We start from the raw sequence: 14,979 nt of genomic DNA, 5'->3' as shown, positions 1-14,979 counted from the left end.
TATTGACTGATCCAATCATTGCATTTAAAAATGTGTCAAAAGTTTTCGAAGACAATGGTACTGTTGTTTTAAAAAATATTAACTTTGAATTAGAAGAAGGGAAGTTTTACACGCTTCTTGGAGCGTCCGGTTCAGGGAAATCAACCATTCTAAATCTAATCGCGGGTTTACTGGAAGCGAGCAGCGGTGGCATTTTTCTTGATGGAAAACGAATCAATGATATCCCTATCAATAAACGTGATGTGCACACGGTCTTTCAGTCTTATGCGCTCTTTCCGCATATGACAGTTTTTGAAAATGTTGCCTTTCCGCTAAAATTACGCAAAGTAGCTAAGAAGGAAATTGAAAAACGTGTTACGGAAGCCTTAAACATGGTGCGTTTGTCTGGTTTTGAAAAGCGTTCAATTAGAAAACTATCGGGCGGACAGCGTCAGCGTGTTGCTATTGCTCGTGCCATTATCAATCAGCCCAAGGTTGTTTTATTGGACGAGCCTCTGTCAGCTTTGGATTTGAAATTGCGAACAGAAATGCAGTATGAATTGCGAGAGCTGCAGCAGCGTTTAGGGATTACGTTTGTCTTTGTAACGCACGATCAAGAAGAAGCATTAGCTATGTCTGATTGGATTTTTGTCATGAATGATGGGGAAATTGTCCAATCAGGAACACCTGTTGATATTTATGATGAACCAATCAACCATTTTGTTGCTACTTTTATTGGGGAATCTAATATTCTGCCAGCCACCATGATTGAGGATTACTTGGTTGAGTTTAATGGTAAACGTTTCGAAGCTGTTGATGGTGGTATGCGGCCTAATGAAACTGTTGAAGTGGTCATTCGCCCAGAGGATTTGCAGATTACGTTGCCAGAAGAAGGCAAGCTTCAGGTCAAAGTTGAAACACAGCTTTTTCGTGGTGTTCATTATGAAATTATCGCTCATGACGAACTCGGCAATGAATGGATGATTCATTCAACGCGTAAAGCTATTGAAGGTGAGATTATCGGTCTTGACTTTACACCTGAAGATATCCATATCATGCGTCTTAACGAAACTGAGGCAGAATTTGATGCCCGTATTGAAGAATATGCGGAAACAGAAGAACATGAAGAAGGTCTAATAAATGCCATAGAGGAGGAACGTCATGAAGAGGAAGGTTAATTTCTTTTCCCTGCCTTATCTCCTTTGGATAGGTTTTTTTGTTTTAGCGCCGGTAGCACTTATTCTCTACAAATCTTTTTTTGATATTGAGGGGCATGTCACATTAAGCAATTATAAAACTTTTTTTACCAACTGGACTTATTTGAAAATGAGCCTTAATTCTATTTTATATGCTGCTATTATTACTTTAGTGACACTTCTTATTTCTTACCCGACGGCACTTATCTTGACAAATCTTAAGCACAAACAATTGTGGTTAATGTTAGTTATCTTGCCCACTTGGATTAACCTTTTACTTAAAGCCTATGCTTTTATGGGAATTTTTGGTATTCATGGTGGTGTCAATAGTTTTTTACAGTTTATGGGATTGGCACCCAAACAGATTCTTTTTACTGATTTTTCTTTTATTTTCGTGGCTTCTTATATTGAAATTCCTTTTATGATTTTGCCGATTTTTAATGCTCTTGATGACATTGATCCCAATCTTATCAATGCTAGTCGTGATTTAGGGGCAACTGATTGGCAGACCTTCACCAAGGTCATTTTCCCCTTGTCTTTAAATGGTGTTAGAAGTGGTGTCCAATCTGTTTTCATCCCTAGTCTCAGTCTTTTTATGCTGACACGCCTAATTGGTGGCAATCGCGTCATTACTTTAGGGACTGCTATTGAACAGAACTTTCTGACTACACAAAATTGGGGAATGGGGTCAACTATTGGTGTCATTTTGATTGTTACCATGCTTGTCATTATGTGGGTAACTAAGGAGAGAAAGAAATGAAGAAAATAGGGCATTTATATTTAACGCTTGTCTTTTTAATTCTTTATATTCCTATCTTTTATTTGATTTTTTATTCCTTTAATCAAGCAGGAGATATGAATCGTTTTACTGGTTTGACTTTAGAACATTATACAACGATGTTTAACGATCAGCGGTTAATGTTGATCCTTGTTGAAACCTTTCTTCTAGCATTTCTAAGCTCCTTGTTGGCAACCGCTATTGGGACTTTTGGTGCGATTTTAATTTACCAAGCAAAAAAGAAGTATCAAAATACGATTTTGTCTATTAACAATGTCCTTATGGTAGCACCTGATGTGATGATTGGGGCTTCTTTCTTGATTCTCTTTACCTTTATTGGCTTTAAATTGGGCATGTTTTCCGTTCTTCTTAGTCACATCGCCTTTTCCATTCCTATTGTTGTTCTAATGGTTCTTCCTAGATTAAAAGAAATGAATGATGATATGATTCATGCGGCTTATGACTTAGGAGCCAGCTACTTTCAAATGTTAAAAGAAGTGCTGCTGCCTTATTTGACACCTAGCATTATTGCTGGGTATTTTATGGCTTTTACTTATTCTTTAGATGATTTTGCGGTAACTTTCTTTGTTACTGGAAATGGCTTTTCAACGCTTTCAGTTGAAATTTATTCCCGTGCTCGTAAGGGAATTTCTTTAGAAATCAATGCGCTATCAACGGTTGTTTTCTTATTTAGTATCTTACTTGTCATTGGTTACTATTTTATTTCGCAGGATAAGGAGGAAAAGCATGCGTAAACTTTATTCCTTTATAGGAAGTGTTCTCCTTATTATCCTGCTTTTGACTGGCTTAAGTTTCTATATGAATCAACAGATAGAAGGGGAAGGAGCTTCTGATAAGCTGGTTATTTATAACTGGGGGAATTATATTGATCCCGAACTTCTGACAAAATTTACCAAAGAAACAGGCATTCAGGTTCAATATGAAACCTTTGATTCTAACGAAGCCATGTATACCAAAATCAAGCAAGGTGGGACAACTTATGATATTGCTGTTCCTAGCGATTACATGATTAGCAAAATGAAGGCAGAGCATCTTTTGGTTAAACTTGATAAATCAAAAATTAAGGGATTAGCTAATCTTGATCAGCAATTTCTTGGTAAGAGTTTTGATAAAGACAACACCTATTCTATTCCTTATTTTTGGGGAACAGTAGGTATCGTTTACAATAGCAAAATGCTAACTAAAGTGCCTCAGCATTGGAATGACCTTTGGAATAAAGCATATACCAATAAGATTATGCTTGTCGATGGTGCGCGCGAGGTACTTGGTTTTAGTCTCAATAGTCTTACTTATAGTCTCAATACTAAAAATAGGACAGAGTTGGAACAAGCTAAAAGGAAGCTCAATCAGTTGACACCCAATATTAAGGCCATCGTTGGTGATGAGATGAAGGGGTATCTCATTCGAGGAGATGCGGCCCTTGGTGTGACATTTTCAGGAGAAGCTAGTGAAATGCTGGATGCCAATAAAGATCTTCGTTACCTCGTTCCTAGTGAAGGCTCCAATCTTTGGTTTGATAATCTAGTTATTCCTAAAACAGTCAAACACAAAAACTCTGCCTATGCCTTTATTAATTTTATGCTAAAGCCAGAAAATGCGGCTCAAAATGCTGGATATATTGGCTACGCAACGCCAAATGCTAAGGCGAAAGATTTACTGCCGGCTGATATAAAAATAACAAATCTTTTTATCCAAGCGAGGAAACAATAAGTCATTTAGAAGTCTATGATAATCTTGGCAAGAAGTGGCTGGGCATTTATAATGACCTTTATTTGCAATTTAAAATGTATCGTAAATAAAGATTTCTAAGATATTTTTAAGTTTTTATTTGATAGGATAGAAAAAGGATGTCATTTGTTTTACTAAGGAAAGTTCTATGAAAATTGAAAAAGTGTTTAATAACAATGTCGTTCAGGTACTTGGTATCAACAATGAAGAGATTATCGTTATGGGGAAGGGGCTAGGTTTTCAAAAAAAGCCCGGTGATGAGGTCAACCAAGATTTAATTGAAAAACGATTTATTTTACAAAATACGGATACAGACATGGTCGGAGAATTATCGCGTGTTTATGTTGATCTTGATAGCGAAGAAATTGATCTGGTTCTTGAAATTATTCATCAAGGGCAAGAAAAGTTAGGACAAACTTTTGACATTTCCCTTTATATTGCCTTGGCTGACCACCTTCATTATACTATCCAAAGAACCAGAGAAGGTCTTACCTTGCAAAATCCTCTTGCTTGGGAAGTCAGAAAATTTTATCCTGAGGAGTTCCAATTAGGAAAAGATACGATTGAGTTGGTCAAAGAAAAAATGAAGCTTCAATTGGCAGATGATGAAGCGGCTTCCATTGCCTTGCATTTTATTAATGCACAAAAAGATGGTGGTCTGTTAGAAAAGAATCGCCTTATTTCTAAAATTGTTAGTGATATTTTAGAAATTGTTCGTTTGCATTTTGGAGAGGTTAGAGATGAAGAATCAATCAGTTATAATCGGTTTATCACCCATGTTCAATACTTTGCTCAACGCGTAGCTAATGGTCTTGTTCAAGGGAAAAATGACGCTTTCCTCTATGAACAGGTAAAAGAAAATTATCCCCATGCCTTTGCTTGCACAGAAAAAATTAAATCTTATGTAGAATCCGCTTATAATTTTGCTATGAGTAGAGATGAACAGGTTTACCTGACCATCCATATTCAACGTCTAGAGACTAGTCAATAAAGATTAGTTTCAGATTGAAGACAAACTTACTTGAGGTTTGTCTTTTTTCTTTTGCCTAGATCATGAAAAGTTTTATCTCCTCTAAATGTGAACTTACATTTACTCTGCGCTTCAGTTTATAAGGAGGTTCTTAATTGTCTTTTAATTTTTATAAAAAAGCGTTTGCAAAAGTTAAATAATCTGCTATAATAATTTTGTAAGGATTGTTACTGGTCATGCAGGCAAAACCTAGATGAATACGAAATAGATTGCAAACAAGTGTTTTGTTGTATTTATTTGGTATTTGTTTAGGTTTTTTCTGTTTTTACGCCTCATAAGGATAAAATTGCAAAAGACCAGAAAAAAGAAAGGAGCCCAAAATGGCTAAAGATTATACCGAATTAGCGCAAGATATTGTCTCCCATGTTGGTGGCAAAAATAATATCGTTAAGCTTGTTCACTGTGTTACTCGCTTGCGTTTCACTCTCAAAGATGAAAGCAAGGCTGATGATGATTACCTCAAACAACGTGAAGGTATTGTGACTGTTGTCAAAGCAGGTGGACAATATCAAGTTGTTATCGGAAATCATGTTCCTGATGTCTATGATACTGTACTAAAAGTAAGTGGCATTACTGGAGAAGGCGGTATTGATGTGGATGAGGGAGATATTCCAAAAGGAAATCTTTTTGATCGCTTCATTGCTCTCGTTTCAGGACTGTTCCAACCAATGCTGGGGGTTCTTTCAGCAGCAGGTATGATTAAAGGTCTAGTTGCTATTTTAGCAGCAGTAGGAGTCTCGAAAACAGATGGTGCTTATGTTGTTCTCAATGCAGCAGGCGATGGCTTTTCCAATTCTTGCCTTTGATTCTTGCACTTACAGCAGCTAAACGTTTTAAAATGGATCAATTTACAGCTTTAGCTATTGGTTTTGCTCTTGTTTATCCTAATATTGCAGCTAGTTTTACAGCTAAACAGCCGCTTTATACTTTGTTCCAAGGAACCTTAATTGAATCTCCTATTTATTCAACATTTTTTGGGATACCAATTATTTTCCCAGCCTCTAGTTATTTGCAGACTGTCTTACCAATCATTGTAGCGATTTGGGCCGGTTCCAAAATAGAAGCTTTCTTTAAAAAGATTATTCCAGATGTGGTTAAGGTATTCGTTGTTCCTTTCTTTACAATTTTAATAACTGTTCCACTTTCCTTCTTAGTTATTGGTCCTGTGATGAGTTGGGCATCTGATCTTGTAGGTGCCGTCTTTACAGGCATTTATGGCTTTAATCCAGTTATTTACGGCATTGTTCTTGGTGCTACGTGGCAAGTGCTTGTTATGTTTGGTCTTCACTGGGGCCTTGTTCCACTTGCTATTTTGGAACTGCAAAAGGGATCTGGTGTCATTCTTGTAGCGACTATCGCCATTTGTTTTGCTCAAGCTGGATCACTGCTTAATATCATGATGCGTACCAAAGAAAATAAGGTTAGACAATTATCTATTCCAGCTTTTATTTCTGCCCTTTTCGGTGTAACAGAACCAGCTATTTATGGTATTACACTTCCAATGCGTATGCCATTTATCATGACCTGTATTTCTGGAGCTCTTTCAGGCGCCTATCTTGCTCTCTTTAATGTAAAAATGCAGGTTATGGGAGGTCTGGGACTCTTTGCTATTCCTTCCTTCATTGATCCTAAAAATTCAATGACCTTAATCCATTTCCTAATCGCTATTGCAATGAACTTTGTTCTTGGTCTTGTTTTAACACAATTTGTTAAAATTCCTTATCTTTATGGTGAACCAACAAGTACAGACAGTGATGTTGATAATAAGGAAGAACCTGTTAAAGAACTCAAAGAAATTAAACAAGAAATCATTTCTAGTCCACTCATTGGCAAAGTAGTTAAATTGGAAGATGTTCCTGATGAAGTCTTTGCTTCAGGTGCTATGGGTAAAGGAATTGCTATTGATCCAGATGATGGTATTGTTGTTGCACCAACTAAAGGTGAAATAACACTTATCTTTCCAACTAAACATGCTGTTGGCTTAAGGACTGAAAATGGTGCAGAAATTCTTATTCATATTGGTATGGATACTGTCTCTCTTGCAGGTAAAGGTTTCAAATCTTTTGTTGAAGTTGGCGATCATGTTGAAGCTGGCCAAACCCTTCTTGAATTTGATGTCAATGCTATAAAGGCTGCTGGACTTCCGGTCATTACACCCGTTATTGTCACTAATTCAGATCAATTTGAAGACGTCTTGACGACTCAAGAACGGACTGTAGAAGCAGGAGATTACCTTCTTACAGCCGTTAAATAAAGCCCAAACTAAAAGGTTCTCTTTAATTATATAGTTCTTTGATTAATTAATGGTTAAAAGAAGTGAACTAAACGTTTTTAAAAAAGAAGACCTAATGAATATCTCAATGTCACTAAGTTAAGAAATTCAATGACTCATTTTTAGAGTACTTGGGTTTCTTTTTCTTATGCTAAACTAGTATTAAGGAAGAATTTGATATGTTGCACCAAATAAAAAATGTCCTGTCAATGGTATCAAAACTATTTCTGAACTTTTGTTAATAATATTCAGTGTTATGGACAAAACTCTATGAAGTCAGGGCTCAGGATTTGGTTTACCAAATAGTCCTGTTTTTGACTCAATTTCCCATCTAAAGATCTGCCGAAAAGAACAATGAGATGAAACATAAATACTGTGAACAACCTAACAAGTATCACTCTCTCCAAGCACTAATACAAACTATTCAACAGAAGTATTAAAAAATCTCTACACCAGAAAATAGGGTATAGAGACTAGTTTTTATGACTTAAAATACAATATTGATTTATTTGTATTGGTTTAGTGAATTTTCCTGCTTTACTAACTTTAAGTTCTGTCAATGACTCACCTCACAAGCAGCTCTTAAAAAATCTCGCAGCAAACAAAACTATCAGATGAATTTTTTATACTCAATAGAGTTGCTCTTGCTCTTATTGAGTGAATATTTATCGCTCCTTTTGTGCTTTTTTGAATTGTTTACGATATTGACTTGGAGTAATTTGATAATAACGTTTAAATTGGCGATTAAAATTAGAGAGGTTAGTAAAGCCAACTTCGGAGGCAACTTCGAGAATTGGCTTAATGGAATTGACTAATAAATCACAGGCTTTACTCAGTCGGAATTGAATAATAAAATCTGTGCAGGAAGTTCCGGTATGTTGTTTAAAAACGGTCATAAAATGAGTTTTGCTATAGCCGATAATATCAGCTAAAGAGATAATAGACAATTTTTCTTGATAATGCTGATGAATATAATCAATCAATTCACGAATTTTCTCATTTTTGCGGTACATATCATCAGAATGCTTTCGCAGGACGTATTGATGAAAGTAGAGGAGATAGATTAATTCTTGTAATTTTGCTTTGAGTAAGAGTTCAAAATGGCGTCCTTGTCGCTGATAAATATCGAAAATAGTAAAAAGACAATTTTTGATGTCCTGATAACCTAACATGTCTGGCTTGATACAAGGGACAAATTTAAAAGTAGAGTTTTGCAAAGGCTGCAAATAACAAAGACTAATTTGATCCAAAAGAGAATAGCCAACCAAATCTAAATGGAAAAGTATTGTCTGAGCTTTTTGCATTTTATTTTCGATAGGGTGAATAGAATGCATACCATTAGGACGGATAAGGATAATATCACCAGTTTGACTATTAAAATAATCATAATCAATGTGATATTGAGCTGTACCTTCATAAATATAAGAAATTTCTACTTCTGGATGCCAATGAAAAAGGGTATCTGGACAGCCATTAGCAATAGTTGTTTGATAAATTTTATAAGGTAGCAAATCATTATCAAAGTTAATCTCATGCTTGAAATTTTCATCTGTTAAAAATGCTTTCATTTTTCTCCCATTCTTTTTATCAGAAGATAGTATTATTGTAGCATATCAGACTCATAAAAAGAACACATCAATTCAAGACGTTGTATTTTCCCAGAAACATTATGTAACTAAAATGAAATATAATATTGACATTTGTCATAATAATGATTATAATTTTAAGTATAGGATATAAGAAATATGTAGTTCTTTACAAGACTGATTAGCAGACAACAAAAAAAGAGATTTAAAGAGATTAAGGATGGGGAAATGGAAGAAAAAGATATTATTTTAACGGGTTTTTATAATGTTAAATTAAATAGTGCTCAAGAAGCTAGGTTAACTTACAATTTACCAAACGATCAAACCGTGAAATTTGGCTATGATGGTAATGATTATAGCTATGGAAGTGCTTTTTGGTATATTTATAATAGAACAGCTCAGTTAGGTAAGGAAATTAGTTCTCACTTAGGTGAAAATGCTGGCAAATGGAGAGAAGAAGCAGTTCAGAAAGGTTATACAACGGGTAATCAGGCAAAAGTTGGAGCTATAGCCTGCCTACCTTCTCGTCTATCTGATGCAGAGTCTTCTAGTCATCTTGCTTTTGTAGAGTATCTTAATAGTGATGGCAGTTTTATTGTGAGTGAAATGCCCAGCCCCAATATTCTTAATTGGCGTCTTATACAGCCTCAATCAAAAATGACTTTTATTTATCTTTAAATATGATTCTCCTTTTATGAAGGAGGATTTTTTTATATCAAAGGATAGTATCAATTTTTCACAAGATAGTAGCAGTTTTTTTCCTGCTAAAAGTTTTATAATAGTATTATCAATAGTGAAAGGAAAAAAAGATGATGTCATACACATTTCCAGAAAATTTTTTATGGGGCGGTGCAACAGCTGCTAATCAGTTTGAAGGCGCTTATAATCAAGATGGCAAAGGCTTATCTGTTCAGGATGTTACGCCAAAAGGAGGAGTTGCTCAACCGGGTTCTTCAAGTCCATTGATTACGGAAGAACCGACGGAAGATAACCTTAAATTAGTTGGCATTGATTTTTATAATCGTTATAAGGAGGATATTGCTCTTTTTGCTGAAATGGGGTTTAAAGTATTTCGTCTTTCTATTGCCTGGACTCGTATTTTTCCAAATGGAGATGATTTGGAGCCAAACGAAGCCGGCCTTGCTTTTTATGATAAAGTTTTTGATGAATTAGCAAAATATGATATTGAACCATTGGTTACTTTATCGCATTATGAAACACCTCTTCATTTAGCTAAAAAATATAATGGCTGGGCCAATCGTGAGTTAATTGCTTTTTATGAACGTTATGTACGCACAGTATTTACACGTTATAAAGATAAGGTGAACTATTGGTTAACTTTTAATGAAGTTAATTCTGTTTTACATGCGCCGTTTATGTCAGGAGGTATTATTACTGATCCCGAACAATTAAGCAAACAGGATCTTTATCAAGCTGTTCATCATGAATTAGTGGCATCCGCTCTTGCAACTAAAGTTGGACATGAAATCAATCCAGATTTTAAAATTGGCTGTATGGTTCTTGCTATGCCTGCTTATCCAATGACTGCAGATCCATTGGATCAATTAGCTGTTCGAGAGTTTGAAAATCAAAATTATCTATTTAGTGACTTGCATGCACGTGGGAAATATCCTAACTATATTAAACGTTATTTTAAAGACAATAATATTGACATTCAAATGGCTGAAGGTGACAAGGAGCTAATGCTCGAAAATACTGTTGATTTTATTTCCTTCTCTTACTATATGTCAGTAGCAGCAGCTCATAATCCTGAAGACTACAATTCAGGAAGAGGTAATGTCTTGGGAGGTCTTTCAAATCCTTATCTTCAAGCTTCGGAATGGGGTTGGCAAATTGACCCTGTTGGTTTACGACTAGTTCTTAACAACTTTTATGATCGTTATCAATTACCACTATTTATTGTAGAAAACGGTCTAGGTGCCAAAGATATTCTTGTTAAAGGTTCAGATGGACCAACTGTTGAAGATGATTATCGCATTGATTATCTTCAAAAACATTTGATACAGGTAGGAGAAGCCCTGCAAGATGGCGTAGACTTACTTGGTTATACGACTTGGGGACCGATAGATCTTGTTTTCTGCATCAACTGCACAACTTAGTAAACGCTATGGTTTTATCTATGTTGATCGCAACGATGATGGTTCTGGAAGTTTGGCGCGCTATAAGAAAAATCATTTGTTTGGTATAAAAAGGTTATTGAAAGTAATGGTGCCAGTCTCTATGAATGAATATTGATGTTGATTAAAAATTAAAAAAAGTAGAAAGTTTAGAGTAACAGTGAATTACACCTCAAAAATTAGACAAGAAATCTAATTAGAAGATGTATTTCAATAGTCTCTAAACTTTTTTGTTAGCAGTAAAAAATCTATTTTAGCAAGGAGGAATCACATCATCAAAAAAGGAAAAGGTCTTATAAGTGGAAGTAGTAGAACCTAAAATAGACGCAGTTAAAGGAAGCAAAGCGAAAACAGCCATTGTTTTTCTCTCTAGATTTGTCTGTTCACTGTTTGTTATCTGAGAAGTATATGCAGCTTTTGATGCGGCTCCAAGTTGTGCGATTTTTATGTCTTTAGCCAATTTTAACTTTATGTTTGAATCTATATTGTCTTGTTCTTGGTTGAATAAGTAGTCCATTGCTTTTTTTAAAACAGGATTATCAGTGATAGTGATTTCATGATCAATGACAGAACGAATAGCAAGATATTGTGTGGAATTTAAATTATTTGTTTGTCCATTAGAATTTTCAAGATTACTAATGGTTTGTTTGGTAACACCGATTTTAGCGCCTAACTCTTCAGCTGTCCAATTAGCTATATTTCGAAGAGATGAGAGATTTGCTTGTAATATTTTAAATTTTGGTTTGAATATTGAATTCTTTTTGGCATAAGCTTACTCCAGTCAATTATTTTATATATTATTATAAATAATTATTTAAGTATAGTCAATTAATTTAATATATAAAATAACAATAATTAGTCAATTATTTTATATTCAAAAAAACACGGTGTTGTTTGGCATAGTTATTGAGTATTAACACGAAATCATTGTGCACAAAATCTTCAAAACAAAATTTTATGATACAAAGATAAGTGAAAGATTATAAGAACATTAAAATAACAAAATAATAACAATTGAAGACTTCTTGTTAAAAACAGCATTTTTATGTTAAAATGTATGATGTAGATATAATAATTCAAAATATTCTACAGATTAACTAAGGAGAAAATTCTATTATGAAAATGAAACGTAAACTATTAAGCTTGGTTTCAGTCCTTACTATTTTATTGGGAGCTTTTTGGGCAACGAAGATTGTAAAAGCTGACCAAGTCACAAATTATACAAATACGGCTTCTATCACAAAATCAGATGGTAAAGCACTTTCTAATGATCCATCTAATGCTGTTAACTATTGGGAACCACTTTCTTTCAGTAATTCTATTACTTTCCCAGATGAAGTCAGTATTAAGGCTGGAGATACTTTAACCATTAAATTGCCAGAGCAATTACAATTTACGACTGCTCTTACTTTCGATGTTATGCATACCAATGGGCAATTAGCTGGTAAAGCAACAACTGATCCTAATACAGGAGAAGTGACGGTTACTTTTACTGATATTTTTGAAAAACTGCCTAATGATAAGGCTATGACACTAAATTTTAATGCGCAATTGAATCATAACAATATTTCTATTCCTGGTGTTGTAAACTTTAATTATAATAATGTTGCTTATAGCACTTATGTTAAAGATAAAGATATTACGCCAATAAGTCCAGACGTTAACAAAGTGGGTTATCAGGATAAAAGTAATCCTGGTTTAATTCACTGGAAAGTTCTCATTAATAACAAACAAGGTGCTATTGATAATTTGACTTTGACTGATGTTGTCGGAGAAGATCAAGAAATTGTAAAAGAGTCTTTGGTTGCTGCACGTTTACAGTATGTTGCTGGTGATGATGTTGACAATTTAGACGAAGCTGCTTCGCGACCTTATGCTGAGGATTTTTCAAAAAATGTTGCTTATCAAACGAATGATTCAGGTCTAACAACAGGATTTACCTATACAATTCCAGGATCCAGTAACAATGCTATCTTTATCTCTTATACTACTCGTTTAACTTCTGCTCAATCTGCTGGTAAAGATGTCAGCAACACTATTGCTATTTCAGGAAATAATATTAATTATTCCAATCAAACAGGCTACGCTCGTATTGAATTCGCATATGGTAGGGCTAGTTCTAGAGTAAAGAGACAAGCGGAAACAACAACTGTTACTGAAACAACAACTTCGTCATCTTCTGAAACGACAACTAGCGAAGCAACAACAGAAACAAGCACAACAAATAATAATTCAACTACTACAGAAACAGCTACTAGTACGACGGGAACTTCAACAACACAGACAAAAGCGACAGTTTCTCAAACGAATGTTCCGACAACAACAAACATTACAACAACTTCAAAGCAAGTAACCAAGCAAAAAGCAAAATTTGTTTTACCATCAACAGGTGAACAAGCAGGGCTTTTGTTAACTACTGTAGGTCTTGTAATCGTTGCTGTGGCAGGTGTCTATTTCTATAGAACACGTCGTTAACAATTGATTATGTTAATAAAACCGAGGTTGGATCAAAGCTGATTATCCTGCCTCGTTTTTTATTGCTTTTAAAAAATGACCGGTTATTTATGTTATAATAACCTTTGATATCTGTTTTAGGAGGACAAAACCATTAGCAATAACAATACGGTCAAAAGATTACTGAAGAAAAGTAAAAGAGGTATTTTAAGAGGGATATTTAGTCGTGCCACGATTATTGTTATTCTGCTTCTTGTTCAAGTTTTTCTTTTGTTATCAACTTTTCTCTGGTTTAATCACTATAGACTTCATCTTGAAATTTTAGGAATTGTCTTAATGATAGGAGCTGTTCTGTATCTTGTGAATAGTCAGATGGATACGCTTTCGATTATTACTTGGCTTTTGGTCATTTTGCCTTTTCCTATTTTAGGAACACTTTTTTTAATCTATACAAAGCAAGATTGGGGTTATCGTGAGTTGAAATCGCTTATCAAAAAATCAACACAAGCTATTAAACCTTATTTTCAGTATGATCAGCGTATTTTGTATAAACTAAAAGAAAGTCACGCTAGAACTTATAATTTAGCCCAATACCTCCATAGAAGCGGAGGATTTCCTGTTTACAAAAACACCAAAGTCACGTACTTTCCGAATGGACAATCTAAATTTGATGAGATGAAAAAACAGTTGCTAAAAGCTGAAAAATTCATTTTTTTAGAATATTTCATTATAGCTGAAGGGTTGATGTGGGGTGAAATTCTTTCTATTTTGGAACAAAAAGTTCAAGAAGGGGTAGAAGTTAGGGTGATGTATGATGGCATGTTGGAATTATCAACGCTTTCTTTTGACTATGCTAAAAGACTGGAAAAAATTGGTATAAAAGCCAAGGTTTTTTCACCCATAACTCCATTTGTGTCTACCTATTACAATTACCGAGATCATCGTAAAATTTTAGTTATTGATAATAAGGTCGCTTTTAATGGGGGGATTAATCTTGCGGATGAATATATCAATCAAATTGAACGATTTGGTTATTGGAAAGACACTGCTGTTATGCTGGAAGGTGAAGGCGTCACTTCTTTTACTTTAATGTTTTTACAAATGTGGTCTACTACCAATAAAGATTATGAATTTGCACCTTATTTAACCCAAAATTTTCATGAGATTGTTGCTAATGGTTATGTCATTCCCTATAGTGATTCACCGCTTGACCATGAAAAAGTAGGTGAAAATGTTTACATTGATATCCTCAATCAAGCGAGGGATTATGTTTATATTATGACGCCTTATTTAATTTTAGATAGTGAAATGGAGCATGCTTTACAATTTGCTGCTGAACGTGGTGTTGATGTTAAAATTATTATGCCAGGTATTCCTGATAAAAAAGTTCCCTTTGCCTTAGCTAAGCGCTATTTTCCTGCTCTTCTTGATGCGGGAGTTAAGATTTATGAATTTACGCCAGGATTTGTACATGCTAAAGTTTTTATAGCTGATGATATAAAAGCAGTAGTAGGGACAATAAACTTAGATTATCGCAGTCTTTATCATCATTTTGAATGTGCAACTTATATGTATCAGACGGATTGTCTTGTTGATATTAAAGCCGATTTTAAAGAAACTTTAAAACAATCAAGACGAGTAACACGCTCAACTTTACAAAAGAAAAATTACAACAAGATTAATTGGTTTAGTTGTTAAATTGGTAGCCCCCCTCTTGTGACGTTCCACTTTTTTGATGGTTTGGCAAATCAGACGATTTGTGTTATACTAAAATCATGCGATGAGTCGATTGTGGTT

Annotated in this window: 7 protein-coding genes and 5 pseudogenes; 10 read left to right on the top strand and 2 right to left on the bottom strand. The window is 34.6% G+C overall.

The genetic code is table 11. The annotated features are described in order from the left end of the window. Window positions 1-2: 2 nt before the first annotated feature. The 6 genes and pseudogenes from SRT_RS05510 to SRT_RS05485 all read left to right on the top strand — a co-directional run bounded on the left by SRT_RS05510 (window position 3) and on the right by SRT_RS05485 (window position 6,986). A complete protein-coding gene (locus SRT_RS05510) occupies window positions 3-1,157 on the top strand; it encodes an ABC transporter ATP-binding protein (protein WP_128833333.1) in 1,155 nt (384 codons plus the stop codon). Continuing rightward, window positions 1,141-1,935, top strand: coding sequence for an ABC transporter permease (locus tag SRT_RS05505; protein ID WP_128833332.1), 795 nt, complete (start codon window positions 1,141-1,143; stop codon window positions 1,933-1,935). Before SRT_RS05510 ends, SRT_RS05505 begins: the two co-directional genes overlap by 17 nt. Further along, window positions 1,932-2,708, top strand: a complete 777-nt coding sequence (locus SRT_RS05500) for an ABC transporter permease (protein ID WP_128833331.1) — start codon at window positions 1,932-1,934, stop codon at window positions 2,706-2,708. Before SRT_RS05505 ends, SRT_RS05500 begins: the two co-directional genes overlap by 4 nt. After that, window positions 2,701-3,773 (top strand): annotated as a pseudogene (locus SRT_RS05495) (ABC transporter substrate-binding protein). The gene SRT_RS05500 and the pseudogene SRT_RS05495 overlap by 8 nt, the downstream one beginning before the upstream one ends. Before the next feature lie 77 nt (window positions 3,774-3,850). Beyond that, window positions 3,851-4,693, top strand: coding sequence for a BglG family transcription antiterminator LicT (gene licT, locus SRT_RS05490; RefSeq protein ID WP_128833330.1), 843 nt, complete (start codon window positions 3,851-3,853; stop codon window positions 4,691-4,693). 359 nt (window positions 4,694-5,052) lie between these two features. After that, window positions 5,053-6,986: pseudogene (locus tag SRT_RS05485) on the top strand (beta-glucoside-specific PTS transporter subunit IIABC). A gap of 683 nt (window positions 6,987-7,669) precedes the next feature. Here SRT_RS05485 and SRT_RS05480 read toward each other — a convergent pair. After that, window positions 7,670-8,572 (bottom strand): AraC family transcriptional regulator, encoded by a 903-nt coding sequence (locus tag SRT_RS05480; RefSeq protein WP_128833329.1) that lies wholly within the window; start codon window positions 8,570-8,572, stop codon window positions 7,670-7,672. Between the two features lie 195 nt (window positions 8,573-8,767). Between SRT_RS05480 and SRT_RS05475 the strand changes: the two genes are divergently transcribed. After that, on the top strand, window positions 8,768-9,268 hold the full coding sequence (locus SRT_RS05475) for a CHAP domain-containing protein (RefSeq protein WP_128833328.1): 501 nt from the start codon (window positions 8,768-8,770) through the stop codon (window positions 9,266-9,268). Between the two features lie 134 nt (window positions 9,269-9,402). Further along, window positions 9,403-10,839 (top strand): annotated as a pseudogene (locus SRT_RS05470) (glycoside hydrolase family 1 protein). Window positions 10,840-10,981: 142 nt separating this feature from the next. Here the strand turns inward: SRT_RS05470 and SRT_RS05465 are convergent. Beyond that, window positions 10,982-11,496 (bottom strand): annotated as a pseudogene (locus SRT_RS05465) (helix-turn-helix transcriptional regulator). Between the two features lie 348 nt (window positions 11,497-11,844). On the opposite strand from SRT_RS05465, the gene wapA reads away from it, so the two are divergent. Then, window positions 11,845-13,203, top strand: coding sequence for a functional amyloid protein WapA (gene wapA, locus SRT_RS05460; RefSeq protein WP_128833327.1), 1,359 nt, complete (start codon window positions 11,845-11,847; stop codon window positions 13,201-13,203). A 162-nt stretch (window positions 13,204-13,365) separates the two neighbouring features. Further along, a pseudogene (cls, locus tag SRT_RS05455) lies at window positions 13,366-14,902 on the top strand (cardiolipin synthase). Window positions 14,903-14,979: the final 77 nt, after the last annotated feature.

Origin of the sequence: Streptococcus troglodytae (genome assembly GCF_002355215.1) — a bacterium.
GTDB lineage: Bacteria > Bacillota > Bacilli > Lactobacillales > Streptococcaceae > Streptococcus > Streptococcus troglodytae.
The sequence above is the reverse complement of the archived record's forward strand: the minus strand, read 5'-3'. Positions and strand labels throughout refer to the sequence as shown.